Origin of the sequence: Actinomadura sp. NEAU-AAG7, assembly GCF_018603865.1 — a bacterium.
In the GTDB taxonomy this organism is placed as follows: Bacteria; Actinomycetota; Actinomycetes; order Streptosporangiales; family Streptosporangiaceae; genus Spirillospora; species Spirillospora litoris.
On record NZ_JAHFZY010000005.1, the window covers coordinates 467,451 to 491,536 of the forward strand.

Here is a 24,086-nt window from a genome sequence, read left to right on the forward strand (position 1 = left end):
TCCTCCCTGCGCTGGTGGGTCGGCGACGAGATTACTCGCCGGTAACCCGCCCATCGTACTCGTCGGTAAGCACGCCCGCACGCCGCGGGGCCGCGGGAGCGCCCGCGGCGGGCAGCCGCACGGTGATCGAGAGGCCGCCCTCGGCGCGCGGCACCGTCTCGATCGTCCCGCCGTGCGCGCCGACCACCGCCCGCACGATCGACAGGCCGAGGCCCGCGCCCTCCGCCGACCCGGTCCTGGAGCGCGCGCCGCCGTCCGCGCGCAGCCGCCGGAACGGCTCGTAGATCGACCCCGCCTCGTAGGACGGGACGGGCCGCCCCGTGTTCACGACCTGGAGGAACACCTCGGTCCCCGCCGATCCCGCGGTTCCCGTGCGGACCCAGATCCGCCCATCCGGCACGTTGTACTTCAGCGCGTTCTCCAGCAGGTTGACCGCGCACCGCTCCAGCAGGACGGGGTCGCCGGTCACCTCGGCCGCGCCGAGCCGCGCCTCCACCTCCACGTCGTCGCGGACGTCGAGCTGGTCGAGGGCGCTGCGCACGACGTCCGGCAGGGGGGTGGCCGTGCGCGTCCCGAGTTCGTGCTCGGACCGGGCGAGCAGCAGCAGCCCCTCGATCAGCCGCTCGTGCCGCGCGGTGTTGCCGAGCAGCACGTCGGCGAGCGCCTTGGTCTCCGGCGGGTTCCTCCCGCTGGCCAGCGCCACCTCCAGCACGGTCCGGTTGATGGTCAGCGGCGTCCGCAGCTCGTGCGAGGCGTTCGCGACGAACCGCCGCTGCGTGTCGAACGCCCGGTGCAGCCGGTCCAGCATGCGGTCGAAGGTGTCGGCCAGGTCCTTGATCTCGTCCTGCGGGCCGTCCAGCGCGATCCGCTCGTACAGGTTGCTCTCCGACAGCCGCCGCGCCGTCGCGGTGACCCGGTGCAGGGGCCGCAGCATCCGGCCCGCCACCACGTACCCGATCACCACCGCGAGGACGCCGACCACCAGCATCGTCACCAGCGAGCTCTGGAGGAGCTGCTCCAGCATGTCGTGCTTCTGCCGGGTCGCCTGCCGGTTCACCTCGGCCTTCAGCTCCTCCAGCCGGCGCGTGGTCTCCGCGTCCGTGAGGCTCCAGAGCTGCGTGGTCGTCGTCCCCGACCCGCGCACCGGGTAGCGCTGCTCGATCATCCGCGCGGTCAGCAGGTACGTCACCGCGACCAGCACCGCCGACATCGCCAGGAACAGCGACCCGTACACCAGCGTCAACCGCGCCCGGACGCTCAGCCTCGGCATCATGCCTCCAGCCGGTAGCCGGACCCGGTGACCGTCTCGATCACACCCGGTTCGCCGAGCTTGCGGCGCAACGTCGCCATCGTCACCCGGACGATGTTGCTGAACGGGTCGATGTTCTCGTCCCAGGCCCGCTCCAGCAGCAGCTCGGCGCTCACCACCCCGCCCTCGGCGCGCAGCAGCTCCTCCAGGACGGCGAACTCCTTGTTGGTGAGCCGCAGCTCCCGGCCGTCCCGCTGGACCCGGCGCCGGTGCGGGTCCAGCCGGACGCCCCGCCGCTCCAGCACCGGCGGGACGGGCGTCCGCGACCGCCGCGCCAGCGCCCGCACCCGGGCGACCAGCTCGCCGAACACGAACGGCTTCGGCAGGTAGTCGTCGGCGCCGAGCATCAGGCCGTCCACCCGGTCGCCGACGTCCCCGGCGGCCGTCAGCATCAGGATCCGGCCCGTGTGCCGGCGCCCGACCAGCTCCCGGCACACGTCGTCGCCGTGGACGGCCGGGAGGTCCCGGTCGAGCACCACCACGTCGTACTCGTTGCGGGACGCGCGCTCCAGCGCACCGTCCCCGTCGTACACCACGTCGACCGCGATGGCCTGCTCCCGCAGCCCCTCCGCGATCGCGTCCGCCAGCACACGCTCGTCCTCGACGATCAAAACGCGCATGCGCCGAGCATGGCGCAACGGTGGTTAAACCCGGATAAGCCCAGCTCAGGGCTGGACGGCATTGACCTCGTAGGTCGTGTCGGGGCCGGGCGGCGTGCTGAACCGGGCGTTCGGCAGGTAGAGCCGCTTCCCGAAGCGGGTGACGCTCGTCGGGACGTCGAAGCGCTTGTCGGTCAGCTTCTTGGTGACCTTCCCCTCGCCGCCGTCCCTGCTCAACTCGATGACGGCCACGGTGTTGAGCGAGTTCTGCACCGCGTACAGGGTGCGGCCGTCGCGCAGCACGCCGTCACCGCTGGTGAGGACCTCGCCGTGCAGGTCCACCGTCTTCGTCACGCCCGTCGCGGGGTCGACCTTGAACAGCTTCCCGGCGTTGGACTGGAGGAGCACGAGGGACTTGTGGTCCGGGCTGGTCGCGATGCCGTTCCCGTTGAACCCGGGCTGGTAGACGATGTCGCCGGTCAGCGGCACCTTCACCACCTCGCCGTCCCCGTCGAGCGGCACCTTGTAGAGCACGGGATTGGTCGAGTCGGTGAACCAGGCCGAGTCGTCGGTCAGCACGACGTCGTTGACGAAGGACGGCACCGTGTTCAGGTCGTAGGACTTGAGCAGCGCCCCGGTGCGCGTGTCGTAGACACGGCCCGTCCCGCTCCGCCCGCCCGCCACGTACAGGCGTCCGTCGACGGTCTTCATCCCGAGCGAGGGCTTGCCCGACGCCGGGGTGATCACCTCGCCCTTCCCGGTGCGCAGGTCGACGCGGTAGATGGCGCCGGTGGCGCGCGAGCCGAGGAACGCCTCACCCCGCGGGCTCGCCGTGATCCCCTCCGGCTGGAAGCCGTTGGGCAGCGGGATGCGGTCGGGCGGCGGCTCGGTGTCGCCGAGGGCGGTCCCTCCGACGGGCAGGACGAGACCGGCGGTCAGCGCGATGACAAGAGTTCGATACAACATGCCGCCAAGATTCCCCGGTTCCCCCGTCCGCACCATCGCGATCCGCGTCGTCTGCTGTGCGATGCGTGCCGTCCCCAGCGCCTGCGGTGGCCTTTTCTCTACCCTGACGCACCGGGTGCCCCCGTCGAGGCGGTGAGGCGAAATCCCCGGCGTCAATGCCGAGCGGTCAAGATCAGCAAAGAATGGAGAAGCCGGTGATTCGGTCCGGCGCGGCGGGAACGGTCCCGAGGGACCGTTCGCGATGGCGATGCGGCACCCCGTCCGGACTTCCAGCCGGGGGAGCGCAACCCCGACGGCACGCGGAAATGGAAATACTCCAACACCAAATATGTGCTCGTCCGCACGCGCAGGGCTCCAACCAGTCCTCACCCGGCGGCTCCCTCAAGAACGTCACCGACTTCGACCACAGCTGGGCGTCGTCCGCCGATTCGCTGATCACCACCACCCCGGAGCACCACCGCTTCCTCAAGGCGCTGCTGAGGAGCGGCGGCCACCCGAGGGCGGGTGGCCGCCCTTCGCTCAGCCCCAGCCGCCCTCGGCGGCGGTGGACGCGGCGAACTCCCCGAAACTCCGCGCCGGCCGCCCGAGCGCACGCGGCACCCCGTCGGAGACGTGCTCGTCCTTCCCCTCCCTGAGCGGCTCGATGAGATCCGCGAAGGCCGCCGCATCCTCAGGCGGCACCCCCTGCCCGACGAGTTCGGCGACGTACTCCTCGACGGACAGCGGCACATAGCGGACGTCGCGCCCGGCCGCCTCGGAGATCGTCGCGGCCGCCTCGTCCAGCGTCACGGCCCGGGGCCCGGAGAGCTCGTAGGTCCGGCCGGAATGCCCGTCGCCGGTCAGCGCGGCCACCACCACCGCCGCGATGTCCTCCGCGTCGACGAAGCTCGCGGCCCCGTCGCCGCCCGGCAGCCGCAGCTCCCCGGCGCGGACGGCCTCGGCGAAGAACCCCTCGCTGAAGTTCTGCGCGAACCATCCCGGCCTGCTGATCGTCCACTCCAGCCCGCTCTCCCGGACGGCGGCCTCGCCGTCGATGAGGCCCTCCAGCATCCCGCCGCTGTCCTTGGCGTAACCGGGCACGTCGATCCCGCGCCCCGAGGCCAGCACGACCCGCCGCACCCCCAGCCGCGCCGCCCGCTCGACGAACGGCCGCACGAGCGCCGTCCCGTCCAGCGGGACGATGTAGACGGCCCCCACGCCCTCCAGCGCGGCGTCCCAGGTGGCGCGGTCCGTCCAGTCGAAGAAGTGCTCCCCGCCCCGCGCCGCCGCGCGGACCGCCGCCCCCTCCGCCCGCAGCCGCCGGACCACACGCCTGCCGGACTTACCGGTCGCGCCGGTGACAAGAATCTGGTGTTCACCCATGCCCCCAGCCAACCCGCGATCATCGAGACGATCCATGCCTGAAAAGCTCTACCTGATGTCTGACCGTCTAACCTGAGCCCATGGACGCCGTATCGGAACTCCTGGCAGGCGTGCGGGCCCGCGGCGCCGTCTTCCGCCAGACGGTCATGCGCCCGCCCTGGGCGCTCCGCATGGCCAGCGGCGCCCCTCTGACGCTGGCGACGATGCTGAACGGCCACGCCTGGATCGTCCCCGACGGCCGGGACCCGGTGCGCATAGCCCCGGGCGACATAGCGGTGGTCCCCGGCGACGCGCCCTACACGGTGGCCGACGACCCGGCAACGGAACCCACCCAGGTGGTGACCACCGCCGACTACTGCTCAGGCCGGACCGGCACCTGCGGAGACCCCGCCGACGAAGCGGCCGTCCTCCTGAGCGGCGCCTTCGAACGCCGAGGCGAACTGAGCGGACACCTCCTCCACGCGCTGCCTCCCGTCCTGGTGGTGCCGGCCGGGGACAGCCCGTACCCGTCCACGGAACTGATGGCCGCGGAGATCACCAGAGAACGCCCAGGCCGGCAACTGGTCCTGGACCGCCTCCTGGACCTCATGCTGGTCTCCGCCCTCCGCACATGGTTCGAGACACCGGACTCCACCGCCCCCGCGTGGTGCCGGGCATTGGACGACCCGATAGCGGGCACCGCCCTCCGCCTGCTGCACGAATCTCCCGCCCACCCCTGGACGGTCGCGGACCTGGCGGCCAGAACCGGAGTATCAAGGGCCGCCCTGGCCCGCCGCTTCACCGCCCAGGTGGGCGAACCCCCAATGGCCTACCTGACGGGCTGGCGAATAGCCCTGGCCGCCGACCTCCTGAGAGAAACCGACGAAACCGTATCCGCCATCGCCAGAAAAGTAGGCTATGCCAACGCCTTCGCCCTGAGCGTGGCCTTCAAACGCCTGAAAGGAACCCGCCCCACAACCCACAGAACCAAGGCGAAACCCTCGTGGCCACCTACCTAGAGCTCCCAGCCGTCCCAACGGGCAGCAACTGAAGATCCGCGTTTGGCAATGGCCGTATGCGGTCAGGCGGCCACGGTAAGTGATCGTGAGCGCGAGACTGGCGCCATGGAACCACGGAACGCGCGCACATCCCGCCGCCCTCCGCGCCCCCATCCGCCCAGGCGAAAGATGATCGCCGTTTTCACGGCCGGTGCCGTGACGTTCGCCGCCGGCTGGATCACGCTGACCGACGCCGGCGGCGGGGTGCTTCGAGGACTTGGCCTGCTGGAATCCACCCAGGACCGTGCCCGCGGCTTCATGGGCTCGAAGTCGCTCGTGCTGGCCGGGGCGCCGAGGTGGGGCGAGTCGGCGGCCATGGTCACCGGCGAAAGAATGGTGGCGCCTACCTCGAATGAGGCATTCTACGACCGGTACAACGAGAAGGCCGATGACCCGAGGGTGGCCGGGAGCGGGTACTCGGAGATCTCTTTCGGCCTCAAGGCGCAGCGTGCCCAGGTCGTCGAGATAACGCAGATCACCGCGGTGGAGGTCAAGAGAATCCCCATGCCGGACGGCACACTGCTGTGGAGCCCGCCCGGAGGAGGGGACGGCGTCATGCTGACCCTCGGGTTGGCCTTCCGGAAACTTCCCCCACGGGTGCGGGCGCGGACCATCGAGCCCGTATACAGCGAGAATGCTCCTTTCCGCTGGAAGGATCTGGGCCCTTATCCCGGACATGGAAAGGGCAACACCAAGCTGAAGGACCAGGAGACGATGAGCGTCCAGTTGTTCGTCGACACGCTGAGCGTGCCCACGTCCTTCAAGGTCGCGATCTCCTACACGGTGGGCGGAAAGGTGCAGCCGCCCCTGGTCTTAGGCAATGAGGGCGACGAGCGAAGGCCGTTCCGCATCGTCCCTCTTTGTTCGTCGCGCAGGTTCATCGCGGAGAAGAGGGCGTACACGATCGACCTCGGCGCCTCGCGGCCCGGCGTGGTGCCGATGAAAATCGGTTCGATAGGGGACATCTCACTAAAATGCTCCAAGCGACAGAGCTGACGGTGTGCCGCCTTCGCGAGGTCGAGTGATTCGCCGAACGGGCCAGGCCGCCGTCAGCCGGTCCCGGTCGGATCGTCGCGGTGGTGCGGCTAATGCGGGTTTAACCCCTGGGGTGGTCCTCTTGGGGCGCTGGGACGTGGGTTTCCGGCGGAGAGGACGGTATGCGGATTCGCGGGTTCGGGCTTGTGGTGGCGGTTGTGGTGGGGCTTTCGGGGTGCGGTGGGGAGTCGGGTGGGGTCGCCAGCGCGGGTGGCGGGTCGGCTTCGCCTCAGAAGTCGGTTTCGGTGGAGGACGCGCAGCTCGGGTTCGCCCGGTGCATGCGGGAGAACGGGGTGGACGTTCCGGATCCGGGGAGCGGGCAGAAGGCGCTGCGGCTCGGGAAGGGCGGCGACGGGGAGAAGGTCCAGGGGGCTTTCAAGAAGTGCCAGTCGTGGCTCCAGGCCGGCGGGAAGATGCCCGATCTCAAGGATCCGAAGGCACGGGATTCCTATGTCAGGTTCGCGCAGTGCATGCGTGAGAACGGGGTCGACATGAAGGACCCGGGGCCGGACGGCGTGATCCAGGTTCCGCGCGGCACCAGCCCCGAGAAGGTCGAGAAGGCGCGGAACGCCTGCCGGGGGCTTCTGCCGGGGAGCGGGAAATGAGATGGGCGCTGGTGGTGGGCGGCGTCGTCGTCCTGGGGGTCGGGGTGGGCGGTGTGGTCCTCCGTCTCGGCGGGGACGAGGCGGAGGCACGGCCCGGGGTGCGGCTGGGGACGGCGGTGGTGACGCGGGGGGATCTCGTGGACACCGAGAAGGTGGACGGAAGGCTCACCTATGACGGGGCCCGGGACGTGTGGACCGGCGCGTCCGGGATCGTGACATGGGCGCCGAGGGAGGGGGCGACCGTTCGGCGGGGCGGGACGCTGGTGAAGGTCTCCGGGAAGCCCGTCACCTTGATGTATGGAGGAAGTCCCATGTACCGGGTGCTCCGGGTGGGGGAGTCGGGTGCGGACGTGCGGCAGCTTGAGGGGAACCTCGCGGCGCTCGGGTACGGGGATCTGACCGTCGACACGCGGTTCACCGAGGCCACGGAGGCCGCCGTCAAGGAATGGCAGGACGATCGAGGGCTTGAGGAGACGGGGGTCGTCGACCCGGCGCAGATCGTTTTCCTTGGCGGGGCGGTGCGGGTGCGGAAGGTGCGGACGCCTGAGGGGAAGCAGGCCGTCCAGGGGCAGCCCGTGCTGGAGGTGGCGGGGACGCGGCGGGTCGTCCATGTGGACCTTGACGCGGACAAGCAGGACCTCGCGCGGGAAGGCGCGAAGGTCTCGGTCGAGCTGCCCGGCGGCAAGGTCGTTCCCGGGACGGTCAGCGAGGTCGGCGACGTCGCGGAGAGCAGCGGGAGCGGGCAGGACCAGAAGACCACGGTGGGCGTCGACATCGCGGTCAAGGGGCGCACGGGACGGCTGGACGAGGCGCCCGTGACCGTCGAGCTGGAGAGCGAGCGGCGGCGGGGCGTGCTGTCGGTGCCGGTCGAGGCGCTGCTGGCGACGCGGGAGGGCGGGTTCGCGGTCGAGGTCGCCGACGGGACGGGCAGGCTCGTCCCGGTGCGGATCGGTGCGTTCGGCGGAGGGCGCGTGGAGGTCACCGGGGTCGCCGAGGGCGTGAAGGTCGGGGTGCCGGAGCGATGACGATCGTCAGGTTGGACGGGGTCACCAAGGAGTACGCGGGCGAGGTCGTCGCGTTGCGCGGTGTCGATCTCGGCGTCGAGGCGGGGGAGATGGTCGCGATCATCGGGCCGTCCGGGTCGGGCAAGTCCACGCTGCTGCACATGATCGGCACGTTGGACCGGCCGACGGCGGGGCGGGTGGAGGTGGCCGGGCACGACGTGGCGCGGTTGTCGGACCGGGAGCTGTCGGCGCTGCGGGCGCGGCACATCGGGTTCGTGTTCCAGCAGTTCCACCTCGCGGCGGGCGTGAGCGCGCTCGACAACGTCGCGGACGGGCTCCTCTACAGCGGGGTGCCGCTGCGGGAGCGGCGGGAGCGGGCGCGGGCGGCGCTGGAGCGGGTCGGGCTCGGGCACCGGACGCGGCACCGGCCGCACCAGATGTCGGGCGGTGAGCAGCAGCGGGTCGCGGTGGCGCGGGCCGTGGCGGGCGAGCCCGACCTGCTGCTGGCCGACGAGCCGACCGGCAACCTCGACTCGGCGGCGGGCGCCGGGGTGCTGGCGCTGCTCGCCGAGCTGAACGCGGCGGGCACCACGATCGCGATCATCACGCATGACACGGAGGTGGCGGCCGCCGCGCCGCGCCGCGTCCGGGTGCGGGACGGCCTGATCGTCGCCGACGAGCGGGGCGCCCGGTGAGGCCCGCGCGGCTCGGGCCCCGGGACGTGCTGCGGGTCGGGCTCGGCGGGCTGCGGGCGCGCCCGGCGCGGGTGGTGATGTCCGCGCTCGGCATCGCGATCGGGATCGCGACGATGGTCGCGGTCATCGGGATCTCCTCCAGCGGCGAGGAGGAGCTGCTGCGGCGGCTGGACCGGCTCGGCACGAACCTGCTGCGCGCCGAGCCCGGCGACACGCTGTTCGGAGACGCGGCGGAGCTGCCGGAGGCGGCGCCGGAGATGGTCCGCCGGATCGGGACCGTGACGGCGGTCGGCGCGACCGGCGCGACCGGCGCGACCGTGCGCCGCACCGACCGCATCCCGGAGGAGGTCACCCAGGGCATCGCGGTGCAGGCCGCGACGCCCGACCTGCTCGGCACCCTCGGCGCGCGGACGGCGGCGGGCCGCTGGCTGGACGCGGCGACCGGGCGCTACCCCGGGGTCGTCCTCGGCGCGGAGGCGGCGCGGCGGCTCGGCCTGGACCGGCCCGATCTCCTGTGGGAGGACGACCCCCCACGCCCCCCGGAACAGCCCGGTCACTTGTGGAGGGGCGACCCCCCACGCCCCCCGGAAGGGCCCGGTGTGCAGGTGTGGATCGGCGGGCGCCGGTTCACCGTCCTCGGCGTGCTGGCCCCGGCGGAGCTGGCGCCGGAGATCGACCGGTCCGCGCTCGTCGGCTGGGACGCGGCGCGCCGCTACCTCGGCTTCGGCGGGCATCCGACGACGATCTACGAGCGGTCGGCGGACGCGTCGGTCGCCGACGTCCGGGCCGTCCTCGCCAGGACGGTCGACCCCGAGCATCCCGAGCAGGTGCGGGTGAGCCGCCCCTCGGACGCGCTGGAGGCCAGGGCCGCGGCGGCGGGCGCGTTCACCGGGCTGCTGCTCGGCCTCGGCGCGGTCGCGCTGCTGGTCGGCGGCGTCGGCGTCGCGAACACGATGGTGGTCTCGGTGCTGGAGCGGCGCCGCGAGATCGGGCTGCGGCGGTCCCTCGGCGCGACGCGGGGGCAGGTCCGCGTGCAGTTCCTCGCCGAGTCGCTGCTGCTGTCGGCGTGCGGCGGGGTGGTCGGGGTCGTCCTCGGGACGGGGGTCACCGCCGGGTTCGCGCTCGCCAAGGGGTGGCCGCCGGTCGTCCCGGTGTGGGCGCTCGGCGGCGCGCTGGCGGCGACGCTCGCGATCGGGACGGCGGCGGGGCTGTACCCGGCGGCGCGGGCGGCGCGGCTGTCGCCGACCGCCGCGCTGGCCACGGTCTGAGGAACCGGTGCATGATTGGGACGCCGACGACGTCCCACCTGGGGAGGTGCCTCCGCCGCCATGCCCGTGCCACGTCCGCTCCGCGAGCGCTGCCGCGATTTCCTCGGGATCGACGGGGAGATCCGCTACCTGTTTCCCGCGATGGCCCACGGCGGCGGAGCGGGGTTCGTCTTCGTCGTCACCGACGACCAGGTCGCGGTGATCTCCACCGGCTCGCTGAGCCGCAGCACCCCGAAGAGCATCTGGGGCAGCTACCCGCGCGGCACCCGGATCGGCCCGGTGGAGCTCGGCGCCGGCGCGTCCTTCGAGTTCGCCGGGGCCGCGTTCGAGATCGACGACGAGTACGTCGCGGTGGTCAACGCCGCCGACACCGAGATCTTCGCGCGCGACAGCCTGCCGCGCGACCCGCTGCCCGACCTGTGAGGCCGCCTCAGGAGGTGGCGGGCTGGTTCGCCGGGGCCGGGCGCGGCTTGGACGGCGACGAGGAGCGCAGGAACAGCGCCATCACCGGCACCAGGTAGAGCGCCCACATGACGAGCTGGAGCCAGGTGATCTGCGGGGTGACGTTGAGGACGCCCTGGAAGATCGTCTGCATCCAGTCGCCCGGCGTGCCGAACTTGGCGAAGAACAGATGCGGCTCCAGCGCGACCGACCGGAGGCCGGGGAACACCTCGGCCTCCTGGAGGTCGTGGAAGCCGTAGCCGAACACGCCCGCCGCGACCACGATGAGCGCCGCGCCCGTCCAGGTGAAGAAGCGCTTCAGATTGATCTTCAGCCCGCCCCGGTAGAGCAGGTACCCGAGCGCGACCGCGACCGCGAGGCCGAGCAACGCGCCGGTGATCGGCTGCGTGGAACCCTCGGAGGAGTTGCTGATGTTGGTCCACAGGAACAGCGCGGTCTCCAGGCCCTCGCGGCCGACGGCGAGGAACGCCACGAGCGAGAGCGCCACCGGACCGACGTCCAGCGCGCCCTGGAGCTTGCCCTCCAGCTCGGCCTTCATGAACCGGGCGGCCTTGCGCATCCAGAAGACCATCCACGTCACGAGCCCGACCGCGACGATCGACAGCACGCCGCCGAACAGCTCCTGGGTCTTGAACTGCATCTCCGAGGACGCGGCGCTCAGCGCGATCCCGAACCCGACGCTGAGCGCGATGGCGATGGCGATGCCCGTCCAGACGGGCAGCAGGGCGCGGCGGTTGCCGGTCTTCACCAGGTACGCGATGAGGATGCTCACGACCAGCGCGGCCTCAAGCCCCTCGCGCAGCCCGATGAGGAAGTTGCCCAACAGCATCGCGACGCTCCTCCACCGACCACACGTTTTAGGCAAAGCTAACCTAAACAAGTGTGTGCTCGGACGGCGCCCCCCGCAAGAGCGACTTGCGCCGGCAGGCCGGTGGGAACGTTCCGCCGCCTACACGCCGCGGCCTACACGTCCCCCTTGTACTCCAGCCGCAGGAACGCCCTGGCCAGCGGTTGCGCGGTCAGCTCCACCTGCCAGCGGCGGGCGCCGAGCGCGCTGAGGGCGGCGGCGACCGCGGAGGCGGACGCCTCGCCGGGCGGCGTCCACGCGAGCCGGCGCACCGAGTCGGGCTGCATCAGGTTCTCCGAGGGCATCGTGTGCTCCTCGGCGAGCGCGGCCACGACGGCGCGGGCGGCGGTGAGCCGCTTGGCGGCCTCGGGGTCGCGGTCGGCCCAGCGGTGCGCGGGCGGCGGGCCGTCGCCGGGGAGGTTGGCCTCGGGCAGCTCCCGGTCGGACAGGCCGCGGGCGCGGGAGACCGCGCGCAGCCAGGCCGACTGGTGGCGGCGGGCGCCGCGGCCCCGCATGGTCGGCAGCGCCTGCAGCTCGGCGGGGGTCTTGGGGGCCTTGAGCGCCAGCTCGACGATCGCCGCGTCCTGGAGCACCCGGCCGGGGGACAGGTCGCGCTCGCGGGCGATCTTGTCGCGGGCCTCCCACACCTCGCGGACGGTCGCGAGCGCGCGCCGGTTGCGGACGCGGTGGATGCCGGACGTGCGGCGCCACGGGTCGGCGCGGGGCGGCTTCGGCGGCATCGCCAGGATCGCCGCGAACTCCTCCAGCGCCCAGCCGAGCTTGCCGGCCGCCTCCAGCTCCGCCTCCAGCGCGTCGCGCAGCTCGACCAGCAGCTCGACGTCGAGCGCGGCGTAGCGCAGCCAGTCGTCGGGCAGCGGCCGGGTCGACCAGTCGGCCGCCGAGTGCCCCTTCTCCAGCAGGAAGCCGAGGACGTTCTCGACCATCGAGCCGAGGCCGACGCGCGGGTAGCCGAGCAGCCGCCCGGCCAGCTCGGTGTCGAACAGCCGCCGGGGCACCAGCCCGACCTCCGCCAGGCAGGGCAGGTCCTGGTTGGCGGCGTGCAGCACCAGCTCGGCGTCGGCGAGCGCGGCGTCCAGCCCGGACAGGTCGGGGCAGCCGACCGGGTCGATCAGCGCGGTGCCCGCGCCCGCGCGGCGGAGCTGGATCAGGTACGCGCGCTGCCCGTACCGGTAGCCCGAGGCCCGCTCGGCGTCGACCGCGACCGGGCCGGTACCGGCCGCGAACGCGGCGATGACACGTTCCAGACCGGCGGCGTCGGCGACGACGTCCGGCACGCCCTCGCGGGGCTCCAGCAGCGGGACGGCAGGGGGCCCGGTGTCCTGTTCCGGGGGGCCGGCGTCCTGCTCCGGCGTGGCTCCCGCGGGCGGCTTCTCCGCACCGGTCTCCCGCTCGGGACCGGTGGCGCGCGTTTCGGACACTCCCACTGTTTCCGTGTTCTCCCCCGCCGCCTCGGTTTCGGACGCTTCGCTTCCCACGCCCCCTACCGTACGTCTCTCAGCGGCCGGTGCCGCCGGGACGGTCGGGCAGGGACGCGACTCCGGCGGGCGGCAGGCCCGCCGTCGTGCACATCACCTCGCACCACGCCGCCACGTGCCCCGCCAGGTCGTCGCCGGTGGGGGACCAGGACGCGCGCAGCTCCAGCTCGGTGGTGGAGGGCTCGTCGGCCTTGTCGCCGAAGCTCTCCGACACCGCGCGGGTGATCGTCCCGGAGACGCCCGCGTACCCGGCGGGCTCCAGCGCCTCCAGCAGCCAGCTCCACGCGACCGAGCCGATCAGCTCGTCGGCGGCGATCTCGGGCTCCAGGTCGGCGCGGATGTAGGCGACGACGCGGAAGCCGTTCGCCCAGTCCTTCTCCCGCGCGCCGTCGGGGTCGTACAGGACGATCAGCCGCCCCATCGCGATCTCGGTGTCGTCGTCGCGGTAGACGCTGCCCGACAGCGCGGCGGCGTAGGGGGCCAGGTTCCGCGGGGCGGGCATGTCCTCCAGTTCGAGCTCGGGCCGGACGCCCGGCCCGTCGAGGATGCCGCGCAGAGTGTCGAGGGCCCGCTGGAAGGCAGGTGGGTTCATGGTCGGACCGGCCTGGGGCGGGGGGTGGGACTCGGATCGGTGACGGTGGGACGGGGTGCCGCCGCGCGCGACGGGAGGATGCGGGGGAGAGACAGGCACAGCACAGATGGTTTCGTTTCGGGGGCCGGGCCGGTCAGGCGACGGCCCGCGTGGAGCCGGCACGGGACGGGCGGGTGTGAGCCGACCGGTCTCGGGCCGGTTGGGCGTGGTCGATCGAGGGGGACGGGCCGGGCGCCGCGACGGCGCCGACGAGCATGGCCGTGCCGCACTCGGTGCAGGCCCGCTCCGGACACTCCTCGCCGTGCCCGTCGGGGCAGGGCGGCTGCTCGAACATACGTTCATCACCGCAGGTGGAGCAGTACAAGGGGGAACCTCCCTCGGCTATGACACGGATCACGTTCGCATGAGCCGGTGACAGAATGCGGGACTTCGCTCGGCGTGTCCGGAACTTCGTTCGCTTGTTGCGCGTTCCCCGGTGTTTCGGGAGGCGCCCTCCGCCGGGGACTCCGCCGGGGACTCCGCCGGGTCGGTGCGGCCGCTTCAGCGATCCGTGGGACCATCGGGTGGTGGCCCTTGACGTTGCTGGTCCCGACGACCCCTCCCAGAACGCGCAGGCCCCGGCCCTGCGCGACAGCCTCTTCCTGCGGGCGTGCCGGCGCGAGCCGGTGCCGCACACGCCGGTGTGGTTCATGCGGCAGGCCGGGCGGTCGCTGCCGGAGTACCTGCGGCTGCGCGAGGGCGTCCCGATGCTGGAGTCCTGCACCCGCCCCGACATGATCGTCGAGATCACGCTCCAGCCGGTGCGCCGCTACGCGGTGGACGCGGCGATCTTCTTCAGCGACATCATGGTGCCGCTGAAGGCGATCGGCGTCGACCTCGACATCAAGCCCGGGGTCGGCCCGGTGATCGCCGACCCGATCCGGGACGAGGCGGGGCTCGGCGCGGTGCGTCCGCTCGAACCGGACGACGTCTCCTACGTCACCGAGGCGGTGCGGGGGCTGGCGGGCGAGCTGGGCGCGACGCCGCTGATCGGCTTCGCGGGCGGCCCGTTCACGCTCGCCTCCTACCTGGTCGAGGGCGGCCCGTCCAAGAACCACGACCGCACCAAGGCGATGATGTACGGCGCGCCGCGGCTGTGGGACGCGCTCATGGGCCGGCTCGCCGACCTGACGATCGCGTTCTTGAAGGTGCAGGTCGCGGCCGGGGCGAGCGCCGTGCAGGTGTTCGACTCGTGGGTGGGCGCGGTCTCGCCGCAGGACTACCGCGAGTCGGTGCTGCCGCACACGAGCCGGATCTTCGCCGAGGTGGCTGGGCTCGGCGTCCCGCGCATCCACTTCGGCGTCGGGACGGGCGAGCTGCTCGGGCTGATGGGCGAGGCGGGCGCGGACGTCGTCGGCGTCGACTGGCGCGTCCCGCTGGACGAGGCCGTCCGCCGCGTCGAGCCGGGCAAGGCGCTGCAGGGCAACCTCGACCCCTCGATCCTGTTCGCGCCGTGGGAGACCGTGGAGCGCCGGGCGCGCGACGTGCTCGCCCGCGGCCGCACCGCCGAGGGCCATGTATTCAATCTGGGGCACGGCGTCCTCCCTTCCACCGATCCGGACGTGCTGGCCCGCCTCGCGGACCTCGTCCACGAGGCGAGCACGGAGTAGTCGGTACGGGGTGGTCGGTACGGGGCGGTCAGCGGGGCGGCGGCGGGGCGTGCGGCGGGAGGTCCCGCGGCGCCTCGGCCGGAGCGCCCGCCATCGCCATCTCCGATTCCGGCTCGGCGGCGGGTGCGGCCGGGCGCCGGGCACGCAGCCTCCGCCGGACGGCCAGCGCGGGCAGCCCGATCACCGCGGCCGTCACCAGGAACGGCAGCAGCCAGCCCAGCGCGGTCGCGACGCCGCCGACGAACGCGGTGAAGGCGTCCCAGCCGTGGCGCAGGCCGCCGGTGAAACCGCCCCCGTCGTCGTCGGGCTCGGCGGCGACGGCCCCGCCCTTCGCCTCCAGCTCGACGGTCAGGGTCGCGTAGCGGGTGCTGTCCTGGAGCGACTTCTGGCGCGCCTGGAGCGACTCCAGGTCGGCCTCGCGGCTCGCGATCTCCCGCTCGATGTCGACGACCTCGCCGACCGTCCTCGCCTTGTCGAGGAGCTTGCGGAAGGAGGCCAGCGCGGCCCGCGCCGAGCGGACCCGGCTGTCGACGTCGGCGACCTCGCCCGTGACGTCCTCCGCCTGCTGGTTCAGCGACACCTTCGTGCCGAGGTCGACCGAGAGCCGGGCGAGCACCCCGGCGTACTGGTCGGCGGGGATCTTCAGCCGCAGCGTCGAGGACGGCGGGCCGCTCGACCCCTGCTCGCGCTCGATGTAGCCGCCCGCCGCGACGGCCCGCTGCTTGGCCTTGGCCGCGGCGGCGTCCACGTCGTCCGCCCTGATCCGCAGCGTCGCGGTGTAGACGACGGAGCGCGCGGCGGGTAGCGGTACCTTCGCGTCGGTGCGGCCGCCGCCGTCCTGCGGCGCCCCGGCCGCCGACCCGGTGGCCCCGGCCTGCGGCGCGGCGCCGCGCCGGGCGGCGGAGGAGTCGCGCCCGCCGCCCGCCGAGTCCCCGCTGGAGGACGACTCGTCCGACCCGCTCGCGCACGCGCCCAGCGCCGCGGCGAGCAGGAGGACGAGCAGCGCGCACGTCACCTGCCTGATGCTTCCGACGATCCGCATTGCGCTTGGACGGCCGTGTCCCACGTCACCGTTCCGGCGGCCCGGTCGCGATCAGGGCACGAAGCGGGCACGCGCCGGTCACGGACACCGGCGACGGGTTATCCACAGCGCACGCCCCGATGCGCGATTCCGCGGGACGTCTGGGAGGCTGGGAGCCATGACCTCCTCGCCTGCCGCCACCCAAGCCGTCGTCGTCGGGGGCGGCATCGCGGGCCTCACCGCCGCGCGCGAGCTGGCCCGCGCCGGCGTGCGGGTGACCGTCCTGGAGGGCTCGCCGCAGACCGGCGGGAAGCTCCAGGTCAGCGAGATCGCGGGGCTGCCCGTGGACGAGGGCGCCGAGGCGATGCTGGTGCGCCGCCCCGAGGGCCTGGAGCTGGTCCGCGAGCTCGGCCGGGGCGGCGAGCTGGTGAACCCGGGCACCACGTCCTCGGCGATCCTGAGCCGGGGCGCGCTGCGCCCGATCCCGTCCGGGCAGGTGATGGGCGTGCCGTCCGACCTGCGGGCGCTCGCGGCCTCGCAGGTGCTGTCCCCGGCGGGGCTGGCCCGCGTGCCGCTCGACCTCGTCCTGCCCGGCACGCCGCACGACGCGGACGTGTCGGTCGCGGGCCTGGTCGGGGCCCGCCTCGGCCGCGAGGTCGTCGACCGGCTCGTCGAGCCGCTGCTGGGCGGCGTGTACGCCGGGCGCGCCGAGCTGCTCTCGTTCGAGGCGACGCTGCCCGCGCTCGCCGCCGCCGCGCGCGGGCGCCGGTCGCTGATCTCCGCCGTCCACGGCGTGCGGAACGCCGCGCCGAAGGAGGAGGGCCCGGTCTTCGCGACGCTGCCCGGCGGCCTCGGCACGCTCCCGGGCGCGGTCGCGGCCGACCTCGCCGCCGCCGGCGGCACGATCAGGACCGATGCCATGGTCCGCGAGCTGCGCCGCCGCGAGGACGGCTGGCGGCTCACGCTCGGCCCGGCCCGCGACCCCGAGTACCTCGACGCCGACGCCGTGGTGATCGCCGTCCCGGCGGCGCCCGCGTCCCGGCTGCTGCGCGCGCAGGTGCCCGCCGCCGCGGCCGAGCTGGCGCAGATCGAGTACGCGAGCATGGCGATCGTCACGCTCGTCTACCCGGCGGCGGCGTTCCCGAGGCTGCCGAAGGGCAGCGGCTACCTCGTCCCGGCCGTGGAGAGCGCGCACGAGGTCAAGGCCGTCACGTTCAGCTCGGTGAAGTGGCCGCACCTGCGCGCGCACGACCCCGGCCTGATCGCGGTGCGCTGCTCGATCGGCCGGTTCGGCGAGGAACATACCCTGCAAAGGGCGGACGAGGAGCTGGTCGCCGCCGCGACGGCGGAGCTGGCGGAGACGTGCGGGGTGGGCGGCCCGCCCGCCGAGACGCGGGTGACCCGCTGGGGCGGCGGCCTCCCGCAGTACAACGTGGGCCACGCCGGACGCGTCGCGAGGATCCGCGCCGCCGTCGCCGGCGAGCCCGGGCTGGCCGTCGCGGGCGCGGCCTACGACGGTCTGGGCGTCCCCGCGTGCGTCGCGTCGGCGCGCGCGGCGGCGGTGCGAATACTCGAACATGTGCGCAGTCCAAGAGGAGCAGACGATGGCAGCGACGGAAGCGGCGGGCAGGCCGAAGGCACGCGAGCTCAATGACGTGATCCGCTACACGATGTGGTCGGTCTTCCGGGTCGCGACCCCCGGCGCGGTCGCCGAGCGGGACGCGGCGGAGGTCCAGGACCTCCTCGACCAGGTCGCCGAGAAGGACGTCACCACGCGCGGCGCCTACGACGTCGCCGGGCTGCGGGCCGACGCCGACTACATGTTCTGGTGGCACGCTCCCACGGCCGAGGACCTCCAGGACGTCTACACCCGCTTCCGCCGGACGGCGGTGGGCCGCGCGAGCGAGCCCGTGTGGTCGCAGATGGCGCTGCACCGCCCGGCGGAGTTCAACAAGAGCCACATCCCGGCGTTCCTGGCCGACGAGGAGCCGCGCGCGTACGCGTGCGTGTACCCGTTCGTCCGGTCCTACGAGTGGTACCTGCTGCCGGACGAGGAGCGCCGCGCGATGCTCGCCGAGCACGGCAAGATGGCGCGCTCCTATCCCGACGTCCGCGCCAACACCGTCTCCTCGTTCGCGCTCGGCGACTACGAGTGGATGCTGGCGTTCGAGGCCGACGAGCTGCACCGCATCGTCGACCTGATGCGCCACCTGCGGGGCGCGCGCGCACGGCTGCACACCCGCGAGGAGGTGCCCTTCTACACCGGGCGCCGCAAGGCGGTCAGCGAACTCGTCGCCAACCTGCCCTAGTCAGTGGCAAACCCTCGGTAAAGTGCGCCCCGTGACCGACTCTCCCGCCAAGCAGAACCCGGCCCAGCACTCCCGGGGCCGGCACGCCAAGCCCCCGTCCGCGCTGTCGATCCGCTGGAGGCGGCTGGCCGGAGGGTCGCCGGGCGGGTCGCGGCGGCGCCGGGCGTCGGTCGCCGGGGCGGGCGCCGCGACCCTCGCGCTGGCGACCGGGCTGGTGGTGTTCGGGGCGGTGCCGGGCCTGCCGGGCGGCGGCGCCGAGGCGCCCCGCGCCGAGGTGGCCGCGCACACCGGCCGCCCCGCGCCCGCGACGGCCGGGGTACGGCCCGAGTCGGTCGAGGACCCCGACGAGGTCCCCGAGGCCGTCCCCTACTTCGAGAGCAGGGACCCGGAGAAGAAGATCGCCCGGCACGTCACCGACGTCCGCCGCAGCGGCGACTTCCTCCGCGTCTACACGGACCTGGGGGAGAGCGACGAGAACTCCAAACCCGCGCTCTCCCTCTGCGAGTGGACGACCCAGTTCCTCAAGGACGGCGGCGACGACGAGCCCCGCGTCTTCGTCCACGGCAAGAGCAGCGACAACGGCAGCGTCGTCCTGGCGAACAAGCAGAGCGACAAGGACGACTGCGAGGTCCCCGAAACCCGCTGACCCCACCTCCAACCCTCCGCCCAGCACCCCCCACCTCCAAACCCGGCCCGCCCCGCGAGTCCCGTACCCATGAGGTTCAGGCCGCGAGGTTCCCGCCCGTGAGTGCCGTGTCCGTGGGTGCCGTGTCCGCGGGCGAGGTTCAGGGCGTGAGTGCCCGCCTGCGGGTCCCGTGCTCGCGGGTCCCGTGTCCGTGAGGTTCAGGCCGCGAGGTCTCGCCCGTGAGTGCCGTGTCCGTGGGTGCCGTGTCCGCGGGCGAGGGTCAGGGCGTGAGTGCCCGCCTGCGGGTCCCGTGCTCGCGGGTCCCGTGTCCGTGAGGTTCAGGCCGCGAGGTCTCGCCCGTGAGTGCCGTGTCCGTGGGTGCCGTGTCCGCGGGCGAGGGTCAGGGCGTGAGTGCCCGCCTGCGGGTCCCGTGCTCGCGGGTCCCGTGTCCGTGAGGTTCAGGCCGCGAGGTTCCCGCCCGTGAGTGCCGTGTCCGTGGGTGCCGTGTCCGCGGGCGAGGGTCAGGGCGTGAGTGCCCGCCTGCGGGTCCCGTGCTCGCGGGTCCCGTGTCCGTGAGGTTCAGGCCCTGAGGTCTCGCCCGTGAGTGCTGTGTCCGTTGTCCCGTGCCCGTGAGGTTCAGGTGCGAGTGCCCGTTGTGAGGTGTCGCTCGCGCTTGCACGCAGGGGCCGGGGCTTGGCCGGGGGCGGGGTGCGGGATTCCGGTTGGGGAGGGTGCGGGCGGGGGTGCTCAGAAGCTGTTGTACTGGGAGTCGGGGAGGTTGCTGGCTTCCAGGTTGTTGCTGCGGTGCTTGGTTCGGGGGAGTTTGATCGGTTTCGGGTCGTCGGTGCCGAGGATCTCGCGCATTCTGGCGTCCTCGACGGCCCCCGGGCCGAGCGCCGCGAGGCGGGCGAGGTCGGTCGTGACCGGTGATTCCGCGAGAACGCGCCGCGCCGCCTTGCCCTTGCGCGTGGGGCGGGACGCCCCGCGCAGGAGTCCGCGCTCGCGCAGTGCGGCCGCGATCTCTTGCAGTTCGGGAGTCTCGGCCACCGCGGCGAGGAGTGGGCCCAGCATCGTTCCGGTGCCGGGAACGCGCTCCAGGAGCGCGGCCTGAAGGGGGTCGTCCGGCGCGGCCTGTGCGGGGGCGTCCGGCCTCGCCCGGACGGCCTCCACGCGGTGCGCCCGGGAGACCCGGACGCGGCGGCCCTCGACCAGCGCGAGGAGCGCGGTCTGGGCGACCCGCCGGGGGCCGCCGCACAGGAACGCGATCTCGTAGGTGTTCAACTCGCCCATCGACCCTCCGCCCGCCGTGCCGCCCGTTCTCTCGGACGCGCCGCGCGGGCCGATGGTTGCGCTCAGGGCCCTATTCGGCGGGCTCCAGGTTGAGGCTGACGCTGTTGATGCAGTAGCGGTCGTCGGTCGGGGTGCCGTAGCCCTCGCCGTGGAAGACGTGGCCGAGGTGGGAGTCGCAGGTCGCGCACCTGACCTCGGTGCGGAGCATGCCCATCGAGCGGTCCTCGATCAGCACGACCGCGTCTGAGTCGGACGGGGCGTAGAACGACGGCCAGCCGCAGTGGCTGTCGAACTTGGTCTCCGAGCGGAACAGCTCGGTGCCGCAGGCCCGGCAGCGGTAGACGCCGACGGTCTTGGTGTCGGTGTACTCCCCGGTGAAGGGGCGCTCGGTGCCCGCCCGGCGCAGTACCCGGAACTCCTCCGGGTTCAGCTGCGCCCGCCACTCTTCCTCGCTTTTACGGATCTTCTCCATACCGTCGACCGTACCCGGCGAGAGTGTCGGGCCCGTGGGTTAACGTGCTGGTTATGGCCTCGCCGTACATCGAGATCCCGGTCGGGGATCGACTCGTCAAGGTGTCCAACCCCGACAAGGTCTACTTTCCTGAGCCCGGCTACACCAAGCGGCAGCTCGTGGAGTACTACCTCGCCGTGGGCGAGGGCATCCTGCGCGCCACCCGCGACCGCCCGACGACGCTGGAGCGCTGGCCCGCCGGGGTCTTCGAGGGCGCCAGGATGGCGACCCGGGAGGACTACGCCCGCGGCCAGGCGGGCATGGGCGCGGGCAAGTCCGACGCGTTCTACCAGAAGCGCGTGCCCAAGGGCGCGCCCGACTGGGTCCGCACGTCCCGGATCGAGTTCCCGAGCGGCCGCTCGGCCGACGAGGTCCGGCCGACCGAGGTCGCGGTGATCGCCTGGGCGGCCAACCTCGGCACGCTGACCTTCCACCCCTGGCCCGTCCGGGACGGCGACGTCGACCATCCCGACGAGCTGCGCATCGACCTCGACCCGCAGCCCGGCACCGACTTCTCCGACGCGGTCCGCGTGGCGCTCGGCCCGGCCCGCGACCTGCTGGACGAGCTGGGCCTCACCGGCTTCGTGAAGACCTCCGGCAAGGGCGGGGTGCACATCTACGTCCGGATCGAGCCGCGCTGGACGTTCACCGAGGTCCGCAGGGCGGCGCTGGCGTTCGGGCGGGAGGTGGAGCGCCGCGTCCCGGACGAGGTCACCACCCGCTGGTGGAAGGAGGAGCGCGGCGAGCAGGTGTTCGTCGACTTCAACCAGAACGCCCGCGACCGCACGATCGCCTCGGCCTACAGCGTCCGCCCGGTCCCCTACGCGGCGGTCTCCGCCCCGCTCACCTGGGACGAGCTGGCCGACGCCGACCCGCACGACTTCACGATCGCGACCATGCCGGGCCGGTTCGCGCGGGTCGGCGACCTGCACGCCGCGATCGACGACAAGGCGTTCTCGCTGGACGGCCTGCTGGAGCTGGCCGACCGCGACGAGCGCGACCACGGCCTCGGCGACATGCCGTATCCGCCGAACTACCCGAAGATGCCGGGGGAGCCCAAGCGCGTCCAGCCCAGCAAGGACACCGACCGCGCGTGAAAGAGCCGCCGCCCCCTCGGAAGGGGGCGGCGGCCCTCGCCGGTCACTCCGGTCACTCGGGGATCAGGAGAACCTGCGCTCCTGGACCGGCAGCGACACCTCCGCCGGGCCCCGCCACGGGGTGGCGGGCAGCGGGGCGAGCCGTGCCTCCGCGCCGCCCTCGGCGGCGACGACGGGGAAGCGGATCGAGCTGGCCGCCAGGTCCACCGTCACCTGGGCGCCGGTGGGCGTCTCGGTGTTGTAGTCGGCGTCCGTCCCGGCGAGGACGAGCCCCAGCCGGTGGCCCTTCTTCAGCAGGTACTCCTGGCTGAGGGTGTCCCAGCGGACGTCGTAGTACTGGCCGGGCGTCAGCGGTGACGGGTCGCTCAGCGACGAGCGGTTCTGGGCGTCCAGCCAGCCGCGCGCGACGACGTTCACCGGGGAGGCCACCGTCCTGATCTTCGTCTGCTTGTAGCAGGCGTCGTCGGACGGGGTGGCCTCGCCGTGGCAGTCCTCGGTGGTCAGCGTCTGGATGCCCGACCCCGGGCCGAGGTAGTCGACGCGGGTGTCGTCGCCGTAGTCGACGAGCAGCGCGGTGATGTTCGAGGTCGGCTTGTCCAGCTTGATCCGCAGCCGGGCGTCGGGCGTGCCCGACAGCCGCGTCGTCTCGGGCAGCGCGCCCGTGACGTAGGCGAGCCGGAACGGCTTGCCGGTCGTCGGGTCGGTCACCAGCTCCGACTCGCGGTACCCCTGGTTGCGGGAGCCGGCGGCGTCGGTGTAGGTCGCGGTCGCGCCCTTGGGCGCGTGCCACAGGCCGAGCGAGCCGTTCTCGCCGGGACGCAGCGTCACGGTCCTGGCGTCGGGCGCGGGCCAGTCGTCCTGGGTGACCCACGTGTCCGGGCCGACCTGGATGTCGGCGCGCGGCTCGTCCAGGACGTCGTTCGGGATCTTCTGCAGCTCGTGGTCGAACCACTTGTGCAGCGTCGTGACCCACAGGTCGCGGCGGATGTCGAACGGGTCGACGTGCCCGGTCTGCGACAGCCACACCTTGCGGCGGACGCCGCGCTGGGCGAGGCCCTTCCACCACTCGGCGAAGTGGTCGTCCTTGACGTTCAGGTCGTTGACGCCGTGGTAGGCGAAGATGCTCGCGCGGACGTTGCCGAGGCGGCCGACCGACCCGTGCCGGTAGTCGGCGTCCTTCCAGTACGCGTTGTAGTTGCCGGTCGCGTCGTCCTCGCCCTTGTCGAGGGCCGCGTTGACGGCGGCGCACTTGGCGGGCGGGTCGGTGTCGACGGTGTCGGCGAGGCCCGGCTGCTCGTCGGTCCAGTACTTCACGCCGTTCATGCGGCTGTAGTTGTACCAGCTGCTGATCGCGGCGATCGGGACGATCGTCTCCAGGCCCTCCACGCCGGTGGAGGCGACGCCGTTGGCGAGCGTGCCGTCGTAGGACTTGCCGATCATGCCGGTGCGGCCGGTGGTCCAGGTGGCCTGCGCGGGCGTGCCGTCCGGCTTGTAGGCCCTGGCCCGGCCGTTGAGCCAGTCGACGACGGCCTTGCCGCCGAGCACGTCGGACGGTCCGCCGCTGACCGGGCAGCCGTCCGAGCGGGTCGTGCCGACCATGTCCACCGCGAGGAAGGCGTAGCCGCGCGGGACGAAGTAGTTGTCGTAGAACAGCGGGAACTTCAGCGGGTTCCCGTTCGCGTCGTAGGTCTTGCGCTCGCTCTCGTTCCCGCGCCCGAGGTTGTCGTAGTACGGGCTCTCATCCATGATCACCGGCACCTTGAGACCGCTCTCGGTCTCCTTCGGCCGGATGATGTCGACGTTGACCCGGTCGAGCTTGCCGTCGCGGTCGCTGTCCACGCTCGACTCGACGTACACGTGCTCGCGGATCGCGTCCTTGTAGGAGAAGACCGGCTGGGTCACGCCGCCCTCGACCACGATGTGGGGGGACGCCTGCGCGACGGCCGTCGCGCCGCCCGCGCCGACGAGTGCCGCGCCGGTGAGTACGGCGACGGTCATGCTCCGTCGGGTCCGTCTCTGGGATCGCCTGGGCAATCCGCACCTCCGAAGCTGATGGTGGTTCCGTTCGCGCACACGCTCCTCGCCTCGGCGCGCGAGGTAAAGGTTTGCGGTTCGGCGATCTTGCACCGGTTTTGGGCAGAACCTGCCCTTGCGGGCGGCGCGTCCGTGTCCTCCCTCACCGTCCGGCCGCCGCCTCGTCTCGCAGCGTTGCGCCGACGATCGACATTCCCTACTATTTCGGTTTGTTTTACTAAATCGGTAGGGAAAGTGGGTTGCTCATGCCCGAGCACGATGAAGCATCCGGAG

Annotated in this window: 24 protein-coding genes; 12 read left to right on the forward strand and 12 right to left on the reverse strand. The window is 72.8% G+C overall.

Annotated elements, in window-relative coordinates:
• Positions 1-31: 31 nt before the first annotated feature.
• From KLI87_RS24870 to KLI87_RS24885, 4 genes are all read right to left on the reverse strand, one after another.
• Positions 32-1,273 carry a cell wall metabolism sensor histidine kinase WalK gene (locus tag KLI87_RS24870; RefSeq protein WP_250904194.1) on the reverse strand — a complete coding sequence of 414 codons (1,242 nt, stop codon included), beginning with the start codon at positions 1,271-1,273 and terminating at the stop codon, positions 32-34.
• Positions 1,270-1,929: a response regulator transcription factor gene (locus KLI87_RS24875; RefSeq protein WP_156215298.1), complete on the reverse strand. Its 660-nt coding sequence runs from the start codon at positions 1,927-1,929 to the stop codon at positions 1,270-1,272. The genes KLI87_RS24870 and KLI87_RS24875 overlap by 4 nt, the downstream gene beginning before the upstream one ends.
• Positions 1,930-1,974: 45 nt before the next feature.
• Positions 1,975-2,874 carry an SMP-30/gluconolactonase/LRE family protein gene (locus KLI87_RS24880; RefSeq protein WP_156215300.1) on the reverse strand — a complete coding sequence of 300 codons (900 nt, stop codon included), beginning with the start codon at positions 2,872-2,874 and terminating at the stop codon, positions 1,975-1,977.
• 519 nt (positions 2,875-3,393) lie between these two features.
• Entirely contained in the window at positions 3,394-4,236 is an 843-nt protein-coding gene (locus tag KLI87_RS24885) for an NAD(P)H-binding protein (protein ID WP_214618903.1), read from the reverse strand.
• Between the two features lie 80 nt (positions 4,237-4,316).
• Here KLI87_RS24885 and KLI87_RS24890 point away from each other — a divergent pair, with 80 nt between their 5' ends.
• From KLI87_RS24890 to KLI87_RS24920, 7 genes are all read left to right on the forward strand, one after another.
• Positions 4,317-5,234 (forward strand): AraC family transcriptional regulator, encoded by a 918-nt coding sequence (locus tag KLI87_RS24890; protein ID WP_214618904.1) that lies wholly within the window; start codon positions 4,317-4,319, stop codon positions 5,232-5,234.
• 168 nt (positions 5,235-5,402) lie between these two features.
• Entirely contained in the window at positions 5,403-6,269 is an 867-nt protein-coding gene (locus KLI87_RS24895) for a hypothetical protein (protein WP_214618905.1), read from the forward strand.
• Positions 6,270-6,430: 161 nt separating this feature from the next.
• Positions 6,431-6,913: a hypothetical protein gene (locus KLI87_RS24900; protein ID WP_214618906.1), complete on the forward strand. Its 483-nt coding sequence runs from the start codon at positions 6,431-6,433 to the stop codon at positions 6,911-6,913.
• Positions 6,910-7,938 carry a peptidoglycan-binding protein gene (locus KLI87_RS24905; protein WP_214618907.1) on the forward strand — a complete coding sequence of 343 codons (1,029 nt, stop codon included), beginning with the start codon at positions 6,910-6,912 and terminating at the stop codon, positions 7,936-7,938. The genes KLI87_RS24900 and KLI87_RS24905 overlap by 4 nt, the downstream gene beginning before the upstream one ends.
• The gene (locus KLI87_RS24910; RefSeq protein ID WP_214618908.1) at positions 7,935-8,612 is read left to right on the forward strand and encodes an ABC transporter ATP-binding protein; all 678 of its coding nucleotides are present in this window, start codon (positions 7,935-7,937) and stop codon (positions 8,610-8,612) included. The genes KLI87_RS24905 and KLI87_RS24910 overlap by 4 nt, the downstream gene beginning before the upstream one ends.
• Positions 8,609-9,880 (forward strand): ABC transporter permease, encoded by a 1,272-nt coding sequence (locus KLI87_RS24915; RefSeq protein WP_308166156.1) that lies wholly within the window; start codon positions 8,609-8,611, stop codon positions 9,878-9,880. Before KLI87_RS24910 ends, KLI87_RS24915 begins: the two co-directional genes overlap by 4 nt.
• Positions 9,881-9,940: 60 nt before the next feature.
• Entirely contained in the window at positions 9,941-10,303 is a 363-nt protein-coding gene (locus KLI87_RS24920) for a hypothetical protein (RefSeq protein WP_156215312.1), read from the forward strand.
• A 7-nt stretch (positions 10,304-10,310) separates the two neighbouring features.
• Here KLI87_RS24920 and efeU read toward each other — a convergent pair whose 3' ends face one another.
• The 4 genes from efeU to KLI87_RS24940 form a co-directional block, all read right to left on the reverse strand.
• On the reverse strand, positions 10,311-11,171 hold the full coding sequence (gene efeU / locus KLI87_RS24925; protein WP_242886237.1) for an iron uptake transporter permease EfeU: 861 nt from the start codon (positions 11,169-11,171) through the stop codon (positions 10,311-10,313).
• A gap of 134 nt (positions 11,172-11,305) precedes the next feature.
• Complete coding sequence (locus KLI87_RS24930; protein ID WP_156215637.1) at positions 11,306-12,505, reverse strand: ribonuclease D; 1,200 nt, start codon at positions 12,503-12,505, stop codon at positions 11,306-11,308.
• Between the two features lie 199 nt (positions 12,506-12,704).
• On the reverse strand, positions 12,705-13,277 hold the full coding sequence (locus tag KLI87_RS24935) for a DUF3000 domain-containing protein (protein ID WP_156215314.1): 573 nt from the start codon (positions 13,275-13,277) through the stop codon (positions 12,705-12,707).
• 133 nt (positions 13,278-13,410) lie between these two features.
• Positions 13,411-13,611 carry a hypothetical protein gene (locus KLI87_RS24940; protein WP_156215316.1) on the reverse strand — a complete coding sequence of 67 codons (201 nt, stop codon included), beginning with the start codon at positions 13,609-13,611 and terminating at the stop codon, positions 13,411-13,413.
• A 346-nt stretch (positions 13,612-13,957) separates the two neighbouring features.
• On the opposite strand from KLI87_RS24940, the gene hemE reads away from it, so the two are divergent.
• Complete coding sequence (gene hemE / locus KLI87_RS24945) at positions 13,958-14,926, forward strand: uroporphyrinogen decarboxylase (protein WP_242887070.1); 969 nt, start codon at positions 13,958-13,960, stop codon at positions 14,924-14,926.
• Positions 14,927-14,954: 28 nt separating this feature from the next.
• Here hemE and KLI87_RS24950 read toward each other — a convergent pair whose 3' ends face one another.
• Positions 14,955-15,941, reverse strand: coding sequence for a DUF4349 domain-containing protein (locus KLI87_RS24950; RefSeq protein ID WP_214618910.1), 987 nt, complete (start codon positions 15,939-15,941; stop codon positions 14,955-14,957).
• A 184-nt stretch (positions 15,942-16,125) separates the two neighbouring features.
• Here KLI87_RS24950 and hemG point away from each other — a divergent pair, with 184 nt between their 5' ends.
• The 3 genes from hemG to KLI87_RS24965 are packed head-to-tail and all read left to right on the forward strand — an operon-like array spanning position 16,126 to position 18,902.
• Positions 16,126-17,601, forward strand: a complete 1,476-nt coding sequence (hemG, locus tag KLI87_RS24955) for a protoporphyrinogen oxidase (protein ID WP_214618911.1) — start codon at positions 16,126-16,128, stop codon at positions 17,599-17,601.
• Entirely contained in the window at positions 17,552-18,256 is a 705-nt protein-coding gene (gene hemQ, locus KLI87_RS24960; RefSeq protein ID WP_156215321.1) for a hydrogen peroxide-dependent heme synthase, read from the forward strand. Before hemG ends, hemQ begins: the two co-directional genes overlap by 50 nt.
• Before the next feature lie 31 nt (positions 18,257-18,287).
• Complete coding sequence (locus KLI87_RS24965) at positions 18,288-18,902, forward strand: hypothetical protein (RefSeq protein ID WP_156215322.1); 615 nt, start codon at positions 18,288-18,290, stop codon at positions 18,900-18,902.
• A 726-nt stretch (positions 18,903-19,628) separates the two neighbouring features.
• Here KLI87_RS24965 and KLI87_RS24970 read toward each other — a convergent pair.
• On the reverse strand, positions 19,629-20,237 hold the full coding sequence (locus KLI87_RS24970; RefSeq protein WP_284734194.1) for a TIGR04222 domain-containing membrane protein: 609 nt from the start codon (positions 20,235-20,237) through the stop codon (positions 19,629-19,631).
• Between the two features lie 4 nt (positions 20,238-20,241).
• Complete coding sequence (gene msrB, locus KLI87_RS24975) at positions 20,242-20,643, reverse strand: peptide-methionine (R)-S-oxide reductase MsrB (RefSeq protein WP_214618913.1); 402 nt, start codon at positions 20,641-20,643, stop codon at positions 20,242-20,244.
• Between the two features lie 53 nt (positions 20,644-20,696).
• Here msrB and KLI87_RS24980 point away from each other — a divergent pair, with 53 nt between their 5' ends.
• Entirely contained in the window at positions 20,697-21,779 is a 1,083-nt protein-coding gene (locus KLI87_RS24980; RefSeq protein WP_156215325.1) for a DNA polymerase domain-containing protein, read from the forward strand.
• 63 nt (positions 21,780-21,842) lie between these two features.
• Here the strand turns inward: KLI87_RS24980 and KLI87_RS24985 are convergent, their stop codons facing one another.
• Entirely contained in the window at positions 21,843-23,777 is a 1,935-nt protein-coding gene (locus KLI87_RS24985) for a Xaa-Pro dipeptidyl-peptidase (RefSeq protein WP_214618914.1), read from the reverse strand.
• Positions 23,778-24,086: the final 309 nt, after the last annotated feature.

Coding starts and splice junctions, on each gene's coding strand:
- KLI87_RS24870 (WP_250904194.1), bottom strand. CDS start 1,273: ATGATGCCGAGGCTGAGCGTCCGGGCGCGGTTGACGCTGGTGTACGGG.
- KLI87_RS24875 (WP_156215298.1), bottom strand. CDS start 1,929: ATGCGCGTTTTGATCGTCGAGGACGAGCGTGTGCTGGCGGACGCGATC.
- KLI87_RS24880 (WP_156215300.1), bottom strand. CDS start 2,874: ATGTTGTATCGAACTCTTGTCATCGCGCTGACCGCCGGTCTCGTCCTG.
- KLI87_RS24885 (WP_214618903.1), bottom strand. CDS start 4,236: ATGGGTGAACACCAGATTCTTGTCACCGGCGCGACCGGTAAGTCCGGC.
- KLI87_RS24890 (WP_214618904.1), top strand. CDS start 4,317: ATGGACGCCGTATCGGAACTCCTGGCAGGCGTGCGGGCCCGCGGCGCC.
- KLI87_RS24895 (WP_214618905.1), top strand. CDS start 5,403: ATGATCGCCGTTTTCACGGCCGGTGCCGTGACGTTCGCCGCCGGCTGG.
- KLI87_RS24900 (WP_214618906.1), top strand. CDS start 6,431: ATGCGGATTCGCGGGTTCGGGCTTGTGGTGGCGGTTGTGGTGGGGCTT.
- KLI87_RS24905 (WP_214618907.1), top strand. CDS start 6,910: ATGAGATGGGCGCTGGTGGTGGGCGGCGTCGTCGTCCTGGGGGTCGGG.
- KLI87_RS24910 (WP_214618908.1), top strand. CDS start 7,935: ATGACGATCGTCAGGTTGGACGGGGTCACCAAGGAGTACGCGGGCGAG.
- KLI87_RS24920 (WP_156215312.1), top strand. CDS start 9,941: ATGCCCGTGCCACGTCCGCTCCGCGAGCGCTGCCGCGATTTCCTCGGG.
- efeU (WP_242886237.1), bottom strand. CDS start 11,171: ATGCTGTTGGGCAACTTCCTCATCGGGCTGCGCGAGGGGCTTGAGGCC.
- KLI87_RS24935 (WP_156215314.1), bottom strand. CDS start 13,277: ATGAACCCACCTGCCTTCCAGCGGGCCCTCGACACTCTGCGCGGCATC.
- KLI87_RS24940 (WP_156215316.1), bottom strand. CDS start 13,611: ATGTTCGAGCAGCCGCCCTGCCCCGACGGGCACGGCGAGGAGTGTCCG.
- hemG (WP_214618911.1), top strand. CDS start 16,126: ATGACCTCCTCGCCTGCCGCCACCCAAGCCGTCGTCGTCGGGGGCGGC.
- hemQ (WP_156215321.1), top strand. CDS start 17,552: ATGGCAGCGACGGAAGCGGCGGGCAGGCCGAAGGCACGCGAGCTCAAT.
- msrB (WP_214618913.1), bottom strand. CDS start 20,643: ATGGAGAAGATCCGTAAAAGCGAGGAAGAGTGGCGGGCGCAGCTGAAC.
- KLI87_RS24980 (WP_156215325.1), top strand. CDS start 20,697: ATGGCCTCGCCGTACATCGAGATCCCGGTCGGGGATCGACTCGTCAAG.
- KLI87_RS24985 (WP_214618914.1), bottom strand. CDS start 23,777: ATGACCGTCGCCGTACTCACCGGCGCGGCACTCGTCGGCGCGGGCGGC.